At 66.8% G+C, this 20,346-nt stretch carries 19 protein-coding genes and 2 tRNA genes; 18 read left to right on the top strand and 3 right to left on the bottom strand.

Annotation, left to right across the window (positions count from 1 at the left end; genetic code table 11):
* Nucleotides 1-170: 170 nt before the first annotated feature.
* The 13 genes from E3T24_RS06030 (at nucleotide 171) to E3T24_RS05975 (ending at nucleotide 14,203) form a co-directional block, all read left to right on the top strand.
* Entirely contained in the window at nucleotides 171-830 is a 660-nt protein-coding gene (locus tag E3T24_RS06030) for a DsbA family oxidoreductase (protein WP_134365143.1), read from the top strand.
* The gene (locus E3T24_RS17270) at nucleotides 827-979 is read left to right on the top strand and encodes a hypothetical protein (RefSeq protein ID WP_160140991.1); all 153 of its coding nucleotides are present in this window, start codon (nucleotides 827-829) and stop codon (nucleotides 977-979) included. Before E3T24_RS06030 ends, E3T24_RS17270 begins: the two co-directional genes overlap by 4 nt.
* 136 nt (nucleotides 980-1,115) lie before the next feature.
* Nucleotides 1,116-2,282, top strand: coding sequence for a tRNA dihydrouridine synthase DusB (dusB, locus tag E3T24_RS06025; RefSeq protein WP_134365144.1), 1,167 nt, complete (start codon nucleotides 1,116-1,118; stop codon nucleotides 2,280-2,282).
* A complete protein-coding gene (locus E3T24_RS06020) occupies nucleotides 2,275-3,522 on the top strand; it encodes a deoxyguanosinetriphosphate triphosphohydrolase (RefSeq protein ID WP_134365145.1) in 1,248 nt (415 codons plus the stop codon). Before dusB ends, E3T24_RS06020 begins: the two co-directional genes overlap by 8 nt.
* Before the next feature lie 89 nt (nucleotides 3,523-3,611).
* Complete coding sequence (gene dnaG, locus E3T24_RS06015) at nucleotides 3,612-5,480, top strand: DNA primase (RefSeq protein WP_134365146.1); 1,869 nt, start codon at nucleotides 3,612-3,614, stop codon at nucleotides 5,478-5,480.
* Between the two features lie 178 nt (nucleotides 5,481-5,658).
* Nucleotides 5,659-7,296 (top strand): ABC transporter substrate-binding protein, encoded by a 1,638-nt coding sequence (locus E3T24_RS06010; RefSeq protein WP_134365147.1) that lies wholly within the window; start codon nucleotides 5,659-5,661, stop codon nucleotides 7,294-7,296.
* A gap of 111 nt (nucleotides 7,297-7,407) precedes the next feature.
* Complete coding sequence (locus E3T24_RS06005; RefSeq protein ID WP_241978634.1) at nucleotides 7,408-8,481, top strand: ABC transporter permease; 1,074 nt, start codon at nucleotides 7,408-7,410, stop codon at nucleotides 8,479-8,481.
* Nucleotides 8,482-8,585: 104 nt separating this feature from the next.
* The gene (locus E3T24_RS06000) at nucleotides 8,586-9,560 is read left to right on the top strand and encodes an ABC transporter permease (protein WP_134365160.1); all 975 of its coding nucleotides are present in this window, start codon (nucleotides 8,586-8,588) and stop codon (nucleotides 9,558-9,560) included.
* On the top strand, nucleotides 9,557-11,245 hold the full coding sequence (locus tag E3T24_RS05995; protein WP_134365149.1) for an ABC transporter ATP-binding protein: 1,689 nt from the start codon (nucleotides 9,557-9,559) through the stop codon (nucleotides 11,243-11,245). Before E3T24_RS06000 ends, E3T24_RS05995 begins: the two co-directional genes overlap by 4 nt.
* Nucleotides 11,246-11,250: 5 nt before the next feature.
* A complete protein-coding gene (locus E3T24_RS05990; RefSeq protein WP_134365150.1) occupies nucleotides 11,251-12,129 on the top strand; it encodes an ABC transporter ATP-binding protein in 879 nt (292 codons plus the stop codon).
* Nucleotides 12,113-13,120: a D-isomer specific 2-hydroxyacid dehydrogenase family protein gene (locus E3T24_RS05985; protein WP_134434418.1), complete on the top strand. Its 1,008-nt coding sequence runs from the start codon at nucleotides 12,113-12,115 to the stop codon at nucleotides 13,118-13,120. The genes E3T24_RS05990 and E3T24_RS05985 overlap by 17 nt, the downstream gene beginning before the upstream one ends.
* Nucleotides 13,121-13,182: 62 nt before the next feature.
* Nucleotides 13,183-13,255, top strand: a tRNA-Asn gene (locus E3T24_RS05980).
* Between the two features lie 72 nt (nucleotides 13,256-13,327).
* Nucleotides 13,328-14,203 (top strand): ATP-binding protein, encoded by an 876-nt coding sequence (locus E3T24_RS05975; RefSeq protein ID WP_134365152.1) that lies wholly within the window; start codon nucleotides 13,328-13,330, stop codon nucleotides 14,201-14,203.
* Between the two features lie 51 nt (nucleotides 14,204-14,254).
* Here the strand turns inward: E3T24_RS05975 and def are convergent, their stop codons facing one another.
* A complete protein-coding gene (gene def, locus E3T24_RS05970) occupies nucleotides 14,255-14,827 on the bottom strand; it encodes a peptide deformylase (protein ID WP_134365153.1) in 573 nt (190 codons plus the stop codon).
* A gap of 40 nt (nucleotides 14,828-14,867) precedes the next feature.
* Between def and E3T24_RS05965 the strand changes: the two genes are divergently transcribed.
* The 5 genes from E3T24_RS05965 (at nucleotide 14,868) to E3T24_RS05945 (ending at nucleotide 18,841) form a co-directional block, all read left to right on the top strand.
* On the top strand, nucleotides 14,868-15,776 hold the full coding sequence (locus E3T24_RS05965; protein ID WP_134365154.1) for a DMT family transporter: 909 nt from the start codon (nucleotides 14,868-14,870) through the stop codon (nucleotides 15,774-15,776).
* Nucleotides 15,777-15,934: 158 nt separating this feature from the next.
* Complete coding sequence (locus E3T24_RS05960; RefSeq protein WP_241976125.1) at nucleotides 15,935-17,143, top strand: glycosyltransferase; 1,209 nt, start codon at nucleotides 15,935-15,937, stop codon at nucleotides 17,141-17,143.
* A 26-nt stretch (nucleotides 17,144-17,169) separates the two neighbouring features.
* Nucleotides 17,170-17,243: transfer RNA gene (locus tag E3T24_RS05955), tRNA-Ile, on the top strand.
* A gap of 36 nt (nucleotides 17,244-17,279) precedes the next feature.
* A complete protein-coding gene (locus E3T24_RS17895; protein WP_241978633.1) occupies nucleotides 17,280-17,651 on the top strand; it encodes a helix-turn-helix domain-containing protein in 372 nt (123 codons plus the stop codon).
* Nucleotides 17,651-18,841, top strand: a complete 1,191-nt coding sequence (locus tag E3T24_RS05945) for a site-specific integrase (RefSeq protein ID WP_166789173.1) — start codon at nucleotides 17,651-17,653, stop codon at nucleotides 18,839-18,841. Before E3T24_RS17895 ends, E3T24_RS05945 begins: the two co-directional genes overlap by 1 nt.
* Nucleotides 18,842-19,010: 169 nt before the next feature.
* Here E3T24_RS05945 and E3T24_RS05940 read toward each other — a convergent pair whose 3' ends face one another.
* Nucleotides 19,011-19,568, bottom strand: coding sequence for a hypothetical protein (locus E3T24_RS05940; protein ID WP_134434416.1), 558 nt, complete (start codon nucleotides 19,566-19,568; stop codon nucleotides 19,011-19,013).
* A gap of 8 nt (nucleotides 19,569-19,576) precedes the next feature.
* Nucleotides 19,577-20,035 carry a single-stranded DNA-binding protein gene (locus E3T24_RS05935; RefSeq protein ID WP_134434415.1) on the bottom strand — a complete coding sequence of 153 codons (459 nt, stop codon included), beginning with the start codon at nucleotides 20,033-20,035 and terminating at the stop codon, nucleotides 19,577-19,579.
* Nucleotides 20,036-20,346 lie beyond the last annotated feature (311 nt).

The following is a 20,346-nucleotide window of genomic DNA, read 5'->3' as shown; positions in this document are numbered from 1 at the left end:
GGCTGAGCCTCTACGGCATCCTCAGAGAACTCCAACGAGTCCTCGCCGTCTATCTCGGATACTGTCCCCACTGCCGACAACGAGCCCCAACATAACTAAGTACTACTAGGGCTGGCGCACACCGGGACCGGGCCGGGAATACAACGCGGGCGCCGACGGTTACCGCCACAGTGAGTGAAACCATCAAAGTAGACATCTGGTCCGATGTGCAGTGCCCCTGGTGCTACATCGGCAAGCGCAAATTCGAGGCCGGGGCGGCCCTGTTCGACGGCGAGGTCGAGGTCGAGTACCACAGCTACGAACTCGCGCCGGATACCCCGGTCGATTTCGACGGCAGCCCCGTCGACTACCTCAGCCAGCGCAAGGGCCTGCCCCTCGCCGACGTCGAGCAGATGCTCGAGCGGGTCACCGGGATCGCCCAGAGCGTCGGTCTGCACTACGACTACGACTCCGTGCACCAGACGAACACCGTCATCTCGCACGAGCTGCTGCACTACGCCAAAGCCCAGGGCCGCCAGCTCGAGATGAAGGAACGCCTGCTCAAGGCCTACTTTGTCGACGGCCGGCACGTGGGCCGGATCGAGGACCTGGCCGACCTGGCCGCCGAGATCGGTCTGGACCGGGACGACGTCGTGCGCTCCCTGACCGCGCACGAGTTCCTGGCGGCGGTCAAGGCCGACGTCGCTCAGGCCGCCGCCTACGGCATCCAGGGGGTGCCCTTCTTCGTGATCGACGGAAAATACGGCATCTCCGGTGCGCAGGAGCCTGATACCTTTGCGCAGGCTCTCGGCCAGGCTCAGTCCGAAAAAATCGAGGAGAAGAACAAATGACCGATGTGACCACCACCCCGGCCGTCCCCACCGAGGCCGTCTCCACCCCGGCCGTCCCCACCGAGGCCGCGCCGGTTCCCACGATCGAACTGCTCGGCCAGTCCGAGTCCGGCGCCTGCTGCGGCGCCGACGGCTGCTGCGGAGCCTGACTCCTCACCCCGCCGAGCCGTGAGTTTTACTCGTGTTTTGCGCCAAAACAGTGGCGGAACTCACGGCTCGGCGGGCGGGGAGAGGCCAGCTTGGGGGCGGTCACCAGCCATCCTGGCGTCTGTGAGAATTGAACGGATGATACCTGCAACCACGATCGGTCCGGCGAAGCCGCTCCAGATCGGCCCGCTCACGCTCGACGTGCCCGTCGTGCTCGCCCCGATGGCCGGCATCACCAACACCGCGTTCCGCCGGCTCTGCCGCGAGTTCGGTGCGGGCCTCTACGTCAGCGAGATGATCACCTCCCGCGCGCTGGTCGAGCGCACCCCGGAATCGATGCGCCTGATCCGGCACCACGAGAGCGAAACCACCCGCTCGATCCAGCTCTACGGGGTTGACCCGAAAACCGTCTCCGAGGCGGTCACCATGCTCGTCGCGGAGGACCGCGCCGACCACATCGACCTGAACTTCGGCTGTCCCGTGCCCAAGGTCACCCGCAAGGGCGGTGGCGCCGCACTGCCCTGGAAGCTCGGGCTGTTCCGGCAGATCGTCGAGGCCGCGGTGACCGCCGGCGGCTCCGTGCCGGTCACGATCAAGATGCGCAAGGGCATCGACTCCGACCACCTCACGTACCTGGAGGCCGGCAAGGCGGCCGAAGGCGCCGGCGTCGCCGCCATCGCACTGCACGCCCGCACGGCGGCCGAGCACTACTCCGGCCAGGCCGACTGGTCGGCCATCACCACGCTCAAGAACACCGTCACCAGCGTCCCGATCCTCGGCAACGGCGACATCTGGTCCGCCGAGGACGCCCTGCGCATGGTGGCCGAGACCGGATGCGACGGAGTCGTCGTCGGACGCGGCTGCCTGGGCCGCCCGTGGCTGTTCGGCGACCTGGCCGCGGCCTTCCGCGGCGACCTGGCCACCGCCCGGATCCAGCCCCGCCTCGGCCAGGTCGCGGACACGTTCCGCCGCCACGCCGAACTGCTCACCGAATTCTTCGAGAGCGAAGAGCGGGCCTGCCGCGACATCCGCAAGCATGTGGCCTGGTACTTCAAGGGTTACCCGGTCGGCGGCGACCTTCGGGCCAGCCTCGCGTCAGTGGTCTCGCTCGCGCAGCTCGACGACCTGCTCGGCACGCTCGACGGGGAGCAGGAATACCCGGGCGCGGGTGCCGAGGGCCCACGCGGACGCGCGGGCAGCCCGAAGAGGACCGCCCTCCCCGAACACTGGCTCGACTCCCAGGAGATCGAAGGCGCCGAACGCGCCAACCTGACCGAGGGCGAAGGGGACACAAGCGGTGGCTAACGAGACCGGGTACAGCACCCACGACGAACAGCGCTGGCTGCCGGAGCAGCACGGGTCCAGGCGCAGCGATTTCGCGCGCGACCGGGCCAGGCTGCTGCATTCCAGCGCGCTGCGGCGGCTCGCCGCCAAGACCCAGGTGCTCAGCCCCACCGCTGGCCTCGACTTCGCCCGGAACCGGCTCACCCATTCCCTCGAGGTGGCCCAGGTCGGCCGGGAGCTCGCCCTGCGGCTCGGACTCGACCCCGACATCGTCGACACCGCGTGCCTCGCGCACGACATCGGGCATCCGCCGTTCGGCCACAACGGCGAGCGTGCGCTGAACGACTGGTCCGCCGACATCGGCGGCTTCGAGGGCAACGCGCAGACCCTGCGCCTGCTCACCCGCCTCGAACCCAAGGTGTTCGGGGCCGACGGCCGCAGTTACGGGCTCAATCTCACCCGGGCCAGCCTCGACGCCAGCTGCAAGTACCCGTGGCCGGACGAGTCCTCGGTGGCCGACCCGAGCGGGCGCGCCAAATTCGGTTTCTACCAGGACGACCGGGCCGCCTTCGAGTGGATGCGCGCCGCCGCGCCGGACCGGCGCCTCTGCATCGAGGCGCAGGTGATGGACCTCTCGGACGACATCGCCTACTCCGTGCACGATTTCGAGGATGCCGTGGTCAACGGCTACGTCGACGTCGCCGCCCTCAACGGCCAGGCCAGCGCCGAACTCGTCCCGTCGATGCACGCCTGGATCGGCGGCGCCGTGTCACACGAGGAGCTCGCCCAGGCCTACGACCGGATCGGGGCGATGGACTCCTGGCTGCGCACCTGGACGGCGGGCCGCCGCGACCAGGGACGACTGAAGACCCTCACCAGCCAGCTGATCGGCCGCTTCTCCGGTGCCGCCGTGCACGCCACCCGGCAGTCCTACCCGATGGACAGCCTGCTCCGGTTCGGGGCCCACGTCGTGGTGCCGCGGGAGATCCAGGCCGAGATCGCCGTACTCAAGGGCGTCGTTGCCGCGTTCGTCATGTCCAACAACACCCGGCAGCCGATCTACACCCAGCAGCGTAAAGTGCTTGGCCTGCTGGCCGAACGCCTGTACACCTCGGGCGACGAGCACCTCGACGCCGGATTCACCGAGGACTGGCGCGCCGCCTCCGACGATGCCGCCCGCAAGCGCGTGGTCGTGGACCAGGTGGCCAGCCTCACCGACCAGTCCGCGCTGGCCTGGTACGAACGCCTCGTGCAGAACTGAGCCCGGCCCATCCGTAACTCCACACACCGTATCTCCACAAACCGGTGCACCGTAACGAACACCGACCCGGGCAGGACTAGCATTCAGCTATGGCAGGCCTGATTCGACAAGACGACATCGAAGAGGTCAAAGCCCGCACCAACATCGCCGACATCGTCAGCGACTATGTGAGCCTCAAGTCAGCCGGGGTCGGGTCGATGAAAGGCCTCTGCCCGTTCCACGACGAGCGCAGCCCCAGCTTCCATGTCCGCCCCCAGGTGGGGTTCTACCACTGCTTCGGCTGCGGCGAGAGCGGCGATGTCTACTCGTTCCTGCAGAAGATGGACCACGTCAGCTTCAGCGAGGCCGTCGAACGCCTCGCCGGGCGCGTCGGCATCGAGCTGCACTACGAGGGCGGCGCGGGCGAGGCGCCCGACCACACCAACCGGGCCCGGCTGTACGCGGCCAACCAAGCGGCCGCCGACTTCTTCGTCGAGCGGCTCGGCAGTGCGGGCGCCGCCGTCGGGCGCACCTTCCTCGGTGAACGCGGCTTCGACGCCCTGGCGGCCGCCCGCTTCGGCGTGGGTTTCGCCCCGAAGAGCTGGGACGAACTCACCAACCACCTCCGGGCCAAGGGGTTCACCACCGAGGAGCTCACGCTCTCCGGGCTGGTCTCCAGCCGTGAAGGAGCGAGCGGCGTCTACGACCGGTTCCGCGGTCGCCTGGTCTGGCCGATCCGTGACATCACCGGGCAGACCATCGGCTTCGGCGCCCGCAAACTGCTCGACGACGACAAGGGCCCCAAGTACCTCAACACGCCCGAGACACCGATCTACCACAAAGCCCAGGTGCTCTACGGGCTCGACCTCGCCAAACGGGACATTTCGCGTGGGCACCAGGTCGTCGTCGTCGAGGGGTACACGGATGTGATGGCGTGCCACCTGGCCGGGGTCACCACCGCCGTGGCCACCTGCGGCACCTCCTTCGGTGTCGACCACATCAAGGTGCTGCGCCGCGTTCTCGGCGACGACAGCGGGGTCGGCGAGGTCGTGTTCACGTTCGACCCGGATGCCGCCGGCCAGAAGGCGGCCATGCGCGCCTTCAGCGAGGAGCAGCGTTTCACCGCCCAGACCTTCGTGGCGGTCGGTCCGGAGGGACTGGACCCCTGCGACCTGCGCCTGCACCGCGGCGACGACGCCGTGCGCCGGCTGATCGACTCGAAGAAGCCCATGTTCGAGTTCATGATCCGGCAGCTGCTCGGCCAGTACAACCTCGACACCGTGGAGGGACGGGTGGCCGCGCTCCGCTCCGCGGCGCCGATCGTCAGCGACATCCGCGACCCTGCCCTGCGCCCCGGGTACACCCACGAACTGGCCCGCATGCTCGGGATGGAGCTCGGCGAGGTCGGCAAGGCCGTCTCCGCGGCCCTGACCCGCTCACGGTCCTCCGGGTCCGGGGAGGACACCGCCCGGCACGCCGGCCGGGACGACGCGCCGCGGGAGCAGCCCTTCTCCATGGTCGACCTCGCCACCGATCCGGTCACCCGGCTGGAACGCGACGGCCTGATGGCCATGCTCCAGCGCCCGACCGTGGTCGGGCTGGAACTGCTCCAGCGCGCCGTGCAGACCACGTTCTCGAACCAGTCCCTGGCCGTCGTGCGCGACGCCATCGCCGCCAGCCTGACGCACCACGCCGCATCGGACTGGCTGGACCGGGTCGTCACCGAGGTTCCGGCCCCGCTGGAAAACCTGGTCAAGGACCTGGCCATGGCGTCTCTGCCGGAGCGCTCCGAGGGGGCGGTGGCCCGGTACGTGCGCGATGTCACGGTCGCCCTGGTCGACCGCGACCTGCTGCGACAGAAGGCCGAGCTGCTCGGGCGCCTCCAGCGGGCGGATGCCTCCAACCGAGAGGTCTACGTGGCGATCCAGCGTGAACTGGTGCGGGTCGAAGCCGAGAAGCGCAACCTCCGCGAGGAGTGAGGCCCGAGCCCCGGCGGCCCCGAAAGCCGGGCGCTGCACGTTGCAGCTCGGTAAAGATGCTCCGTGAACCGGCTGGTAATCGGGCCTTCTGTGCTAATTCTTTTCCTACAGCAATGCAGGCGTGTGCGTTACGGCCCCGCGCCCCGCATCGGATTTCTAGAGGAAGAGGCTCACGGCTATGGCATTCCCATCCACTTCACGCGCGAAAGGCATCAGCGCCGCGGCAGTCGTCGCTGTCGCCGCGCTGACCCTCGCGAGCTGCTCCGCAGGCGGGTCGACCGATAAGAGCACCAGCGGCGGCGGCTCCATCACGATCGGCACGACCGACAAGGTCACGACGCTCGACCCCGCCGGCTCCTACGACAACGGCTCGTTCTCGGTGCAGAACCAGGTCTTCCCATTCCTGATGAACACGCCGTACGGCAGCCCCGACGTCGAGCCCGACATCGCCACCAAAGCCGAGTTCACGAGCCCGACCGAGTACACGGTCACGCTCAAGCCCGACCTGAAGTGGGCCAACGGAAACGACCTCACGTCCTCCGACGTGAAGTTCACCTTCGACCGCCAGCTGGCGATCGCGGACGACAACGGCCCGTCGTCGCTGCTCTACAACCTCGCCAGCGTGGCAGCGCCTGACGACACCACCGTCGTCTTCACGCTCAAGCAGGCCGACGACCAGATCTTCCCGCAGATCCTGTCCAGCCCGGCCGGCCCGATCGTCGACGAGGATTCCTTCTCCGCCACCGCGCTCACCTCCGACAACGACATCGTCAAGGCGAACGCCTTTGCCGGCCAGTACGTCATCACCAGCTACGATTTCAACAACCTGGTCGGTTACAAGGCCAACAAGGACTACGCGGGACTCCTCGGCCCGGCGAAGACGGATGTCGTCAACGTCAAGTACTACGCCGACGCCTCCAACCTCAAGCTCGACGTTCAGCAGGGCAACATCGACGTCGCGTTCCGCAGCCTCTCGGCCACGGACATCGAAGACCTCCGCGGCAACGACAAGGTCAAGGTCGTTGACGGTCCCGGCGGCGAGCTCCGCTACGTCGTCTTCAACTTCGACACCCAGCCGTTCGGTGCCAAGACCCCCGAGGCAGACCCGGCCAAGGCTCTCGCCGTGCGCCAGGCGGTTGCCGACCTCGTCGACCGCGAGGAAATCGCCAAGCAGGTCTACAAGGGCACCTACACGCCCGTGTACTCCTACGTGCCCGCCGGCCTGACCGGTGCCACCGAGTCCCTCAAGGGCCTCTACGGCGACGGCAAGGGCGCCCCGGACCGCGACAAGGCGAAGGCGACCCTCGCCGCGGCCGGCGTGACCGGCCCGGTCGTGCTGAACCTGCAGTACAGCAACGACCACTACGGTCCCTCCTCGGGCGACGAGTACGCCCTGGTCAAGGACCAGCTGGAAGCCTCCGGCCTGTTCACGGTCAACCTGCAGACCACCGAGTGGGTTCAGTACGCCAAGGACCGCACGACCGATGTGTACCCCGTGTACCAGCTCGGTTGGTTCCCGGACTACTCCGACGCCGACAACTACCTGACCCCGTTCTTCCTCGAGGGTGGCTTCCTGAAGAACCACTACAGCGACCCTGAGGTCGACGCTTTGATTTTGAAGCAGGCCGTCACGGCCGTCCCCGCGGAGCGCACCAAGCTGATCGAGGACATCCAGGACAAGGTCGCCGCCCAGCTGTCGACCGTGCCGCTGCTGCAGGGCGCCCAGGTGGCCGTCACCGGCACCGACGTGACCGGCACCAGCGACACCCTCGACGCGTCGTTCAAGTTCCGCTACGCTGCGCTGAAAAAGGGCTGAGTCCCGACCGGCTAGAGTTTCTCTAATTTGAAATCCGGGGGCACCCAGCAATTTCATTGCTGGGTGCCCCTCTCATTTTTCCAGCGTTAGGCAGGCATGACCACTGTGAGCATGCGTCCCACGGCCCCTCGGGCCGCCGGACCCAAGAAACGAACTTCGTCCGGCGGTGGGATCGGCCGGTACGTCCTGATCCGCTTCCTGCTGATCATCCCCACGATGTTCATCCTCGTCTCCATGGTCTTCTGGCTGATGCGCCTCACCGGCGACCCGATCACGGCGGCCCTGGGCGGTCGCCTCGGGCCCGATCAGCTGGCAGAGCGCATCCACGCGGCCGGCTATGACCGCCCGATCCTGGTGCAGTACGTGGAGTACCTCGGCCAGATCTTCACCGGCAACTTCGGCACCACGATCAGCACCAACCGCCCCGTCTCGGAGGTGCTGATGACCTACGGGCTCGCCACCTTCGAGCTGGTGTTCTACTCGCTCCTGGTCGCGTTCATCATCGGGATCCCGCTCGGAATGGTCGCCGCCTACTTCCGGGACAAGCCCACTGACGCGTTCCTGCGCGTCTTCGCCATCCTCTGCTACGCCACCCCGGTCTTCTTCTCCGGCCTCCTGTTCAAGCTCGTCTTCGCCGTCTGGCTGCAGGTGCTGCCCGTGGCCGGGCGCGCCTCGACCAGCGCCGAACTGCAGATGCAGTTGCTGCCCAACAAGACCGGGCTGTACACCATCGACGCCATGATGACCGGCAACCCGCAGGTGCTCGGTGACGTGCTCTCCCACGCCGTGCTCCCGTCGCTCGCGCTCGGGCTCCTCACGGCCGGGGTATTCCTCCGGCTCGTGCGCACCAACGTCATCGGCACCCTCGGCACCGACTACGTCGACGCTGCCCGCTCACGCGGGGTGAGCGAGTTCCGGCTGGTGCGCAAGCACGCCTACCGGCCCGCACTGATCCCCATCATCACCGTGATCGGCCTGCAGATCGCCCTGCTCCTCGGCGGCGCGGTGCTGACCGAGACCACCTTCGAATGGAAGGGCCTGGGCTTCATGCTCTCCGAATTCCTCAAGGCGCGTGACTTCGTGGCCGTGCAGGGAATCGTCGCCCTACTCGCCGTGATCGTCGCCCTGTCCAACTTCATCGTCGATATCATCGCCGCGCTGATCGACCCGAGGGTGAGGTACTGACCGTGACCGCTGCCCAGAACCCGCCCGCCGTGCGGAAGCCCGGCCGGTGGACCCGCCTACCCATCGTGCACCAGCTGCGCCAGAGCATCGGGCTGCAGCGCGGGATGCTCTTGGCCGGCCTGGTCATCACGGCCGTGTTCGTGCTGACAGCCATCTTCGCTCCCGTGATCGCCCCGTTCGGTTTCAGCCAGCTCCGCGACGCCGACGGCGCGTTCGGCGCGCAGCAGCCCCCGGGCGAAGCGCATCTCCTCGGCACCACGGCGGGCGGTTACGACGTGCTGTCCCGGGTGATCTGGGGCGCGCAGACGGCCCTGTTCGTGATCATCGTCGCCGTGATCCTGTCCATCTTCGCCGGGGTGCTGCTCGGGCTGTTTTCCGGCTACTTCGGCGGCTGGCTCGACCGCATCCTCGTCGTCGTGTCCGACGCCGTATACGCCTTCCCGTCCCTGCTGCTCGCCATCGTGATGTCCATCGTCATCTCCGGCGGCAAATCGAACCTGATCGGCGGCATCCTCGCGGCCGCGATCTCGATCACCGTGGTGTTCATCCCGCAGTACTTCCGGGTGATCAGGGCCGAGACGGTGCGGATCAAGGCGGAAGCCTATGTCGAGTCCGCCCGCGTGCTCGGCGCCAGCAACGGCCGGATCATGTTCCGGCACGTGCTGCGCAATGCGACCCGCACCCTCCCGCTGATTTTCACCCTGAACTCGTCGGAGGCCATCCTGACCCTCGCCGGTCTCGGCTTCCTCGGCTTCGGCATCGAACCGACCGCCGCCTCCGAATGGGGTTTCGACCTCAACAAGGCGGTCTCCGACGTCACCAGCGGAATCTGGTGGACTTCGCTCTTCCCTGGCCTCGCGATCGTGCTCGTCGTGCTCGGCATCACACTGGTGGGCGAGAGCCTCAACGACCTCGCCGATCCCCGGCTGCGCGGACGACGGGCGGTCGCGCAGGCGGCCGGCGTCGTCGCGGAGACCTCCGTCGTTCCCGGCGGTGTGCTCACCGCCGGGCCCGGCGGGCTCGACGGTCTCGAAGACCAAGCCACCCATCCTTCCGACGGACTCGAGGACAGACCATGACCGATGTGCTCACCATCACCGACCTGGGCATCTCCTTCGCGACCGACGCCGGCGCCGTCAGGGCCGTCGACGGTGTGAGCCTGCGGGTGGCGCCGGGCGAGGTCCTCGCCATCGTCGGCGAGAGCGGCAGCGGCAAGACCGTCACGGCCAAGACGATCCTCGGGCTGCTGCCGGAGACGGCGACCGCCTCCGGGGCGGTCATCCTCAGCAGCAAGGACGGTTCGAGTGAGAACAACGTGATCTCGCTCAGCACGTCCCAGTTGCGCCAGGTTCGCGGTACGGACGTGTCGATGGTGTTCCAGGAGCCGTCCACCGCACTCAACCCGGTGTACACCGTCGGCTGGCAGATCGCCGAGGGCATCCGCGCCCACGGTGAGTTCAGCCGGAAGGAGGCGAAGCAGAAGGCGATCGAGATTCTCGGCCGGGTCGGCATTCCCGACCCGGAGATCCGCGTCAACTACTTCCCGCATCAGTTCTCCGGCGGGCAGAAGCAGCGCGTCGTCATCGCCATGGCCCTCGTGCTCGACCCGGGCCTGATCGTCGCCGACGAGCCGACCACGGCCCTCGACGTAACCGTGCAGGCGGAGATTCTCGACCTGCTGCGCCGCTGCCGCGACGAGTTCGGCACCGCCATCGTGCTGATCACGCACAACATGGGTGTCGTCGCCGACCTGGCGGACCGCGTCGCCGTGATGTACCAGGGCAAGGTGGTGGAGGAGGCCGACGCCCAGACCCTGTTCACCTCGCCGCAGGACGACTACACGAAGAAGCTTCTCGCCGCCGTGCCCCACGTCGGCCAGGGCGTCGCGCACGCCGCTGCGCGGGCCACGGCGCGGGAGCGCGGATGGGCGCAGCAGGCCCCGGTCGTCGTCGCCGACAACCTCCGGATCGAGTACCCCGGGCGCCTCGGCCGAGGCGGCTTCACCGCCGTGGACGGGGTGAGTTTCCTGATCCGGCCGGGCGAGGTGCTCGGGCTGGTGGGCGAGAGCGGCTCCGGCAAGACCACCACAGGGCGGGCCATCGCCGGCCTGACCCGGGTGACCGGCGGGTCACTCACCGTGCTGGGTCACGAGATGAACGGCTTTAAGGAGCGGGCGTTCAAGAAATTCCGCAAGGACATCGGTTTCGTCTTCCAGGACCCCGCATCGAGCTTCAACCCGTTGCTGACGATCGCCGAATGCGTCGCGGAACCGCTGGTGGTGCACGGTCGGGCGAAGACTCCCGCGGCAGCCCGGGCCCGGGTGAACGAACTCCTCGAGGCCGTGCAGCTGCCCCGGGCGTACGGGGACCGCTACCCGCACGAACTCAGCGGCGGCCAGCGGCAACGGGCCAGCCTCGCCCGTGCGCTGGCCCTGGAACCGGCCCTGCTCATCGCGGACGAACCCACCAGCGCCCTCGACGTGTCGGTGCAAGCGCGCGTGCTGGAGCTCTTCGCGGAGCTGCAGCGGGAATTCGGATTCGCGTCGCTGTTCATCAGCCACGACCTCGCCGTCGTCGACCTCGTCGCCGACCGGATCGCGGTGCTCTATCAGGGCAAACTGGTCGAGGAGGGGACCAGCGCCCAGGTGCTGGGTGCGCCGAAAGACCCGTACACCCAGCGGCTCCTCGCCTCCCTGCCCGTACCCGACCCGGCCGAACAGGCCGTCCGACGGGAGGGGCTCCGCCGACTGCGTGCGGCAGGATAGAAACCATGACTCGCGGCACGGCACCGACACACCCGATCTCGACCAGTGACCTGACCATCGAATACCCGCCACACGGTGCCAGCGGAGCCTTCGTGGCGGTGCACGGCCTCACCCTGCGGATCGAGCCCGGCGAGGTTCTCGGTCTGCTGGGGGAGAGCGGATCCGGCAAGAGCACCCTCGCGCGGGTGCTGTCGGGGGCCGCGTTCGGCCCGGCTGCCGGAACGGTGAGACCGCAGATCACCGGGGGAGAGGCCGGTGTTCTCGGCTACCGGCTGCGCGGCATCCGTCGTCGCAAATTGGCCCGGCTCACCTTCGGGGTGGGCTACCTCGCCCAGGACGCCGCCGACACCCTGCCGTCCACCCTGACCGTGGCGGAGATCGTGGCCGAGCCGATCCTGGACCGGGACCGGCGCTACAACCGCCGTGCGCTCGAGGCCCGGGTGGCGACCATGATCGACGCCGTCCGCCTGCCGCTGACCGTGCTCACCCAGTACCCTTACGAGCTGAGCAACGGGCAGCGCCAGCGGGTTGCCCTCGCCCGGGCGCTCGTGTTCGGCCCGTCGCTCCTGATCGCCGACGAGCCGACCGCGGGCGTGGACGCCACGGTGCGGGACGCGGTGACCGATCTGATCGGCGAACTGCAGCGGGAACGTGCCTTCTCCGCCCTGGTGATCAGCTCGGACCTCAAGGTGCTGCGCCGGGTGGCGAACCGGATCGGCGTGCTCCACCAAGGAGTCCTGGTCGGGCTCGGCACCATCGACGAGGTGTTCGACGACCCGTGGCATCCGTATGTCGCGGGCCTGGCCGATGCGCTTACCGGTGACGAAACCACCGAGAGCGAACCCGGCGCGGACGAGGACGGTGCCCATGTCACGCAGTCCTGAACTCGCCCAGCACCGGGCCGTGCTCACGGCCGCCGTGGCTCCTCTGCCGCGGGACCGGTGGCCGGAACGCGGCCCGATCACGATCCTGCCCGAGTCCGAGGGCGCCTTCACGGCTGCCGTGCGATCTGTCGGGGGAACGGTCACGGCCCTCTCCCCGGACACGCGGGGGCTGATCTGGCTGGATTACGGGCGCGCCGACGAACTGCGCGCCACCCTGGACGCGCACCCGATGATCGGCTGGGTGCAACTGCCCTGGGCGGGCGTGGACGCGTTCAGCGGCGTGCTGGCCGGGCTCGGCCGGCCGGGCCTGCTCTGGACCAGCGCCAAGGGCGCCTACGCGCAGCCCGTCGCCGAGCATGCCCTCGCCCTCGGTCTGGCCCTGCTCCGCGTGCTTCCGAAGCGCGCTCGCGCAACAACCTGGAGCACGGTGCCGGAAGGGCGCTCGCTCTACGGCCGCTCCGTGGTCATCGTCGGCGCTGGCGGAATCGCCCTGGAACTGATTCGCCTGCTCGCCCCCTTCGACACCTCCATCACGGTCGTGCGTCGCAGCCCGCTGCCGGTGCCCGGTGCGGCCCGGACTGTGCCGACCGAAGCCCTGCACGAGGTTCTGCAGACCGCCGACGTGGTCTTCATCGCCGCGGCGCTCACCGAGGGCACCCGGCACCTGATCGGAGAGCGCGAATTCGAGTTGATGCGGCCGGAGGCGGTCCTGGTGAACGTCGCCCGGGGACCGCTCGTCCACACGGATGCGCTCACGGCGGCCCTGGCCTCCGGGGAAATCGCCGGGGCGGCCCTCGACGTCACCGACCCGGAGCCGTTGCCGGACGGACACCCGCTATGGCACGAACCGCGCTGCCTGATCACCCCGCACACGGCTGACACGCCCGAGATGACGGCACCGCTGCTCGCCGAGCGGATCCGCCTCAATGTGCGCGCATTCCTTGAAGATGGCCGATTTGTCGGGGTCGTCGACCCTCGGGTCGGCTACTGAAGGCGGGCCTCGATTTTGCACACGGCCAACATTTGATAAAGTAACAGAGTTGTAAAAAGCATTCCTCGATAGCTCAATTGGCAGAGCAGCGCACTGTTAATGCGCAGGTTCTTGGTTCGAGTCCAAGTCGGGGAGCTAAAGGCCACCAAGGGCTCCACCCCTGGTGGCCTTTTTTGTTCGAAGTGGGCGGCAGAAAAGGCGGCATACGTGAACGTTTCCCTCAGTGTGGACATCCTGCTGGCTGTGCTCACGGTCGTGCTCCTCGCCCTGTGGCTGCGCGCTCGGCGCTCCTGGCGGCGAGTCGTGTTCGACCGGTCGGCCGCCGAACGGATGCGCATCGACCTGGAACTCTCCCTCGCCGAACAGCAGGGCCGGCTCGGCATCATCCGCGAACTCCAGGACGTCGCCGTTCTCTCGGTCTCCCGCCTGATCACGCGGGCCGAGGCGGCCCGGTACACGGCGGAGAGCGACCCGTCGAGCGCCGTGCGTGTCGCCACGACCCTGGTCGACGAGGGCCGCGTGGCCCTGGCCGACATGCGCCGGGTTCTCACGATCGTTCGGGACGGCGAAGCCATCGCGACAACGCAGCCCGGGTTGCAGTCCACGCGCGACCTCTTCCGGGTCATGTGCGACGCCGGCCTCTCCGTGGTCTTCACCGAGTCCGGGGAGCGATTCCCGCTCAAGCCGGGCGCCGAACTGGCCATCTTCCGCATCCTGCAGGGCGCCCTGGCCAACACCCTCAGCCACGGCGGCCGTGGCACGGAAGCCCGCATCTCCTTCACCTGGAGCCGAGATGGACTGCAACTCGTGGTGGCCGACGACGGCATCCGTGCGGCGGCCCGGCGGGAAAGCACGGATGAAGCCGATTTCGCGGCGCGCACAAAGTACACGATCGATGACGACCTGAAAGCGCTGAGCGAGAGCGTTACCGGGGCGGGAATCACCCAGATGCGCGAACGCGCCGAACTGTTCGGCGGCGTATTCGACGCTGGCAGCGTGCCCGGAGTCGGCTTCACCGTGTCGGCGGTGTTCCCGTCGCTGCGTTTCCACAACGGCATCCACGGCGTCAACCTCGCTCGCTGACGAGGGGTCCCCTGCTCAACCGGTCAACCGGTCGGCAGGGCACTCGTCGGTTCAGTCCTCGAGGTTGTCCACGCCGGGCAGCCAGGCTTGCCCGGGGATGCCCCAGCCGCGTTTGCGTTCCACTTTGGCCGCGATTTTGGCATAGAAGTGCTCGAGCCGGTCGACGTACAGCGTGCCATCGAGGTGGTCGTACTCATGCTGGAAGATGCGCGCGAGCCATCCGTCGGCCCGGATCTCGAACGGTTTTTGGTCCAGGTCCACCGCCGTCAGGATCGCGGCGGGGGAGCGCAGCAGCGGGAATCGCTCGCCGGGGAAGGACAGGCACCCCTCGACGTCCTCGTCCTCGTCGGCTTCTCCGGCCGGAACGGGCGTGATCCACAATTCCGGGTTGATGGCCACGCCACGCCACAGGCGGTCGCCGTCCTCGTCGTCGGGGTAGTTGTAGGTGAAGAGCCGCAGGGGCACGCCGACCTGGGGTGCGGCCAGGCCGACACCGGGGGCGGCGTCCATCGTCTCGAACATGTCCTGCACCAGTTCGTGCAGATCATCTCCGAAATTCACGACGGGGCGTGCGGGGGAGTGGAGAACGGGATCTCCTGAAATAACTATCGAGCGTACGGCCATTCAGCAAGGATATCGGGCTCGTTCTGGATAAGGTCATTGAGTGACTCCCGACCTGACTGACTTGGCTGTCACGATCGACCCGCGTCAGGCGATCGGCATCCCGCTGGCCCTCGTTGGAGCGGTGTTCCTGTCGCTCGGGGCGCAGTTCCAGCACCGCGGCGTCACCAAGGTAGAGGCGAAGACCGCAGAGATAACGGGCGGGCTCAATCCTCGGCAGCTGATGCTTCTGCTCAGCCGGCCCTCCTGGGTGTTCGGCACGCTGATGCTGGGGCTCGCCATCGTCTTCCAGCTCTCCAGTCTGGCCTTCGCCCCGATCATCATGGTGCAGCCGTTGGGCGCCGTCGCCCTGGTGATCACGTCGATCCTCAACGCCCGGGTCACCCGTGTTCCGGTCAACCGGGCGTCGAAAATCGCCATCGCGATGTGCGTGGGCGGGGTCGGCCTGTTCGTCACCGTGGCGGCCTTCACCGCGGTGGACAAGCCCGTCACCGACGCGAACCTGCTCACCATTCTGGTCGTGCTCGGCGTGGTGCTGGCGCTATTCGGCGCCGCATTCGTGTTCCTGCGCACCCGGTTCAAGGCCATTTTCTACATCATCGGCGCCGGGGTGCTCTATGGTTTTGTCGCCACCCTGGCGAAGGTGATCATCAACCGAACCCAGAACGGAAACTTCGAATGGCTGACGCTCGCCTGCGTGGCCGGGCTGCTGCTGGCCGCCGCCCTGGGAGCCTATTTCGTGCAGACCGCCTACGCGTCCGGCCCCCCGGACCTGGTCATCGCCGGGTTGACCGTGATTGATCCGCTGATTGCCGTCGGTATCGGCATCGTCGTGCTCGGTGAGGTGGAGCAGGCCCCGGCCTGGGCATCCGCCGCTTTCATCCTGGCGGGCGTCGTTGCGATCGGTGGGGTCTTCCTGCTGGCGCGCTATCACCCCCTTGCCACGGACTGAAGCCGATTAGAATAGGGTGCTAGAAGACCTCGTCAGCGTACGCGCCGTCGAAAGCAGGAACTCTTCGCCGGATGATGGCCTCCGGCACACCTACGTTGGGACAGTGTCTTTTGTCAGAATCGACCGATTTTTCGAGCGAGTCGCACCGGGTTGCCCCGGTGTCGAAGAAGCCGATTCGGGTATTGATCGCCGCGGACACCTTCGCTCCCGACGTGAACGGCGCGGCCAAATTCGCCGAGCGGCTCGCTGCCGGCATGGTGGCCCGCGGGCACGAGGTGCAGATCATGGCGCCGGCTCCGTCACGCAAGTACGGCACCTTCACTGAGACGCATGAAGGCCAGCAGATGGTCGTGCACCGCCTGCAGAGCTGGCGCTGGTATCCGCACGACTGGCTTCGATTCGCCCTGCCTTGGTTCGTCCGACGCGACAGCCGCCGCATCCTCGACTCCTTCAAGCCCGACGTGGTGCACTTCCAGTCGCACATCATCGTGGGCCGCGGGGTCACGATCGAGGCGAAGAAGCGGGGCATCCGCATCATCGGCACCAACCACTTCATGCCCGAGAACATGCTCGAGTTCACCCTTCTGCCCAAGGGGCTGCACGAGCGATTGATCAAGGGCGCCTGGCGGGCGGCGCGGCGCACCTTCGGCCGCGCGGAGGCCGTCACAACCCCGACCCAGCGGGCAGCCCAGTTTCTGGAGCGCTACACCGGCCTCGAGGGCGTGCTGGCGATCTCCTGCGGCATCAACGCCCACAACTATTCGCCCAACTTTGAACCCCGCACCGGGAACCGCATTCTGTTCGTCGGGCGCGTGACCGGTGAGAAGCAGATCGACGTACTGCTGCAGGCCGTCGCCCTGCTCTCGCCCGACCTGAACGTGCAGGTCGAGATCGTCGGCGGCGGCGACCAAAAGCGCAACCTGGAGCACCTGGCCCAGACGCTGGGCATCCGGGCCCGCGTCACCTTCACCGGCTATGTGACGGATGCCGAGCTGCGCGACGCGTATACCCGGTCGACCGTGTTCGCCATGCCGTCGATTGCAGAATTGCAGAGCATTGCGACGATGGAAGCCATGGCCTCCGGTTTGCCGGTCGTAGCTGCCAATGCCATGGCGCTCCCGCACCTCGTGCATGACGGTGAGAACGGCTTCCTGTTCGAACCCGGCAACTCGCAAGACCTCGCCGACAAGCTGACCACTGTTCTGACGGCGACGCCGGAGAACCTGGACGCCCTCAAGCACGAGTCGCTCAGACTCATCGAAGCCCACGACATCAATCGCACCCTCAACACTTTCGAGTGCCTGTATCGTGGGGAGCCGGTGACCGATCGGGTCATCTCAGAAACGTCCGCGCACACTCCCGAGTAAGCCACTCGCGAGTAGTCGCGGTCATCGGGGCGGTAGCTCAGCTGGTTAGAGCAGCGGACTCATAATCCGTCGGTCCTGGGTTCAAGTCCCAGCCGCCCTACCGTAAATACGATCTGATCAGGGTTTCTTGTCCTCAATGAAGGGGCAAGACTTGATGCATGCATGGTTTATCCATGGTTTATTCGAAAGTGACCGCCTGACACCGGCGCTCATCAAGAAGGTGCACGACCCGGTTCGATCGGGCTGGAGTGACCTCGAATACCTACTGGTCATGGATACTGAACGACTCTTCGGGCTCGGTCTAGAGCCTGTATTGACGACAAGCGAACTCGCCGAGTATCTCGGCGTGCAGGTGCAGGCCATCTACGACCTGCGCACCGACGGCCGCGGTCCGTCTGGCATTCGAGTTGGACGGGAGATCCGCTATCGAGTCTCCGACGTTCGCCGATGGCTGGACGGCCTCCACGAGCCCGAATCATCCTTGAGCAGTCGAGGTGGCGAGCACTGATGGCCGGGCGTCCCCGACTTCCGATCAGCACGTTCGGTGCCATCAAGACGACCAAGATCGGTCCAGACCGGTACCGGGCAACGGCTGTCTTCCGCGACTGGGACGGCCAGTCACGGCAGGTGGGCGCGACCCGCTCGAGCCGCAACGCGGCGCAGACAGCGCTCAAAGTCGCATTGGCCGCTCGGATGCATGCCGGGGACGTCGGCGACTCGCTCCAGGCCGGCTCGCCGTTCCCTCTCCTCGCTGCGGCCTGGATGGACGACGTGATGAACGATGTCGACCGTTCCCAAGGAACCAAGGAGACCTACCAGCGTCAACTGCGTCTCCTCGTACTGCCCTATTTTGAGAACTTCACGGTTCGCGAAGTAACCGTCGGACGCATCGAGCTCTTCTTGAAGAAGCAGCGCGAGAAGTCGTATCCGCGCGCGAAGCACTCCCGGACGATCCTCGGAATGATCCTGGCATTCGCGGTGCGGCGGGAGATCATTCCGCGAAATCCCATGAACGAGGCCTCACGCATGAAGAAGCCCCCTCACACCCCAAAGGCACTCACGACGGAACAGATAGGAGCAATCCGCCTCGCGGCACGCGAATGGCGCACGGGGGAGGGCCGGATGGGGCCACGGTCAGACGGGCAGGTGAGAGACATCATCGAGGTGATGCTCGGTACCGCTACTCGCATCGGCGAGGTGCTTGCGCTTCGGCAGTGCGACGTCGACATAGACGCCGATCCGCCGCGGGTGAACATCGGCGGCACGCTTGTGGTGCATAACGGCACCGGCGTGCACCGTCAAGAGCATCCCAAAACACACGAGTCGAACAGAGTCATCGCTGTGCCACAGTTCGCAGCCGATGTGATTCGCCAGCGTTTGGCGCTCCTCGATCCGGAGGACACCGAGCACCTGCTCTTCTTCTCGCGGGTTGGTACGCCGCTCGCACCGTATAACGTCAGGCGCTCGTTCCGGGGCATACTCCTGAACGCCGGGCTCGAGGGCCTGGAAATCACGCCCCATTCTTTTCGGCGCACGGGGGCGACTCTGCTCGCCAACGAACTCGGCATCCAGGCTGCGGCCGACGTGCTCGGTCACACCTCGACTTCCACGACCAAGGCACACTATGCCGAGCCCGATCGCACGGTGAAGTCGGGGCCGGCGGATGTCCTGCAGCAGCTGGCACCACCCGCGCAGTGAAGGAACGGCACAATCCGGCTCATCGTCACACTGGCGAGACCATCGGGGAGGTTGAGACCCACACGATCCTGATCGAGCTCAAAGGCGAGGCCGGTGGCACCATCGACGGTGCCGTCCTAGGGCCCGTCACCTGAGGCTGTGGATCGCACTCACCTGACCCATCGATATCTCAAGGAGATTCCACGCGTGCATAGAACGCCGCCTCAGCCTCGCGACGTCGGGCGACGTCGTCGACGACGAACTGCACGAAGTCCTCGTCGCGATTGCTGATCTCGATGTCGTCGACTGCGTCCGCCGGCGGTTCTCCTGGCCACACAGTCTGCCGACTCGGTCGGTCTCGGTCCAGCCGGGTCCCCGATGTCGCCACCCAGTCGTGGAGGCGCTGGCGGGCGTCGGCGAAGTCGCGGTGCCATCCGAAGGGGGCCGAGCCGTGCTGGTCGGGGTCGTATGCGCAGAGCCAGTGCAGGTGCAGTGCGGAGAGTTCCCAGACGACTTCGGGGTGGCGGTGCCAGAAGGGTGGCACGATGGATGCCGGGAGTCCGTAGGTCCGTCGTAGCCAGTTCACCCACCGGTTGAGTTCGATCCACGCTGTTTCGGCGTCGTCTGCGCTGAGGAGATTCCAGTTGATGGGATGTGGCGGCTCTGCCGAGAGTGGCCCGTCGAGTTCGTCTTCGCCGAATGAGGCACCCTGGTCGCCGGACGCCCAGTCGACCAGGGACGCTGCCATCGTTGTCCTCACATTCCGAGCACGGCTGAGCCGGCGCGAGCGTGCTCCGCTTCGAGCAGGACTGCCTTCTGGGCGGCTAGAGCATCCCGTTCGGTGCCTGCAACTGAGCGGCGGGTTCGGTCGACGTCGTAGTTGGTGCGTGCGAGGTCGTGGCCGATCTTCTTTGCGACGAACTCTTCGCGATTGATCACCTCTCCGTCGCGCTCAAATTGAAAGTTTCGGACGTAGCCCTCGGCGACGAAGCTGTCGCCCTTGGCAAACCGTGTGAGTGCTCGGTCCGCGGTGGCGCGGTAGGCGACGAGGTCGTGGAAGCTTGGCTCGAGGACGGTGAAGTTACCGCTGTCTTCGCGACGGAAGTGCGGTTGGCCGACGCGGACGTAGAAGCGGGTCTCGCCGTTCTCGGTCACCGATTGCTGCGGGTCCGAGGCAATGAAGCCGGACAGTGATTGCTGGGTGTGAAGTGTCATGGGACTCAACCTCCTGTGATCTAGGCGGACTGTCGTTATCCGCGTTCACTACGAGGTGCGCAGCCCGCCCCATTAAGTCGTGCTGCCTGGCCGACAAAGTCACGATCACCGCTTATGTTCGCGCAAAGTCCCATTCACGAAGGTGGAGGAGCGAGTTGGGAACCAACAATTAGTCAGTTTGTGGCACTCGAAGCCATCGTTGCGGAATTTGTCAAGGTGAATGAGGCCAGCGTGAGTTTAGGCGGCTAGTTTTGCTTCCTGTTCCTTCTCTTCTTGCTCGGCTGGTTTGTTGATCCAGGTGGTGCCGGGCA

The sequence above is a fragment of the Cryobacterium sp. TmT2-59 genome (assembly GCF_004403545.1).
Lineage (GTDB): Bacteria > Actinomycetota > Actinomycetes > Actinomycetales > Microbacteriaceae > Cryobacterium > Cryobacterium shii.
The sequence above is the reverse complement of the archived record's forward strand: the minus strand, read 5'-3'. Positions and strand labels throughout refer to the sequence as shown.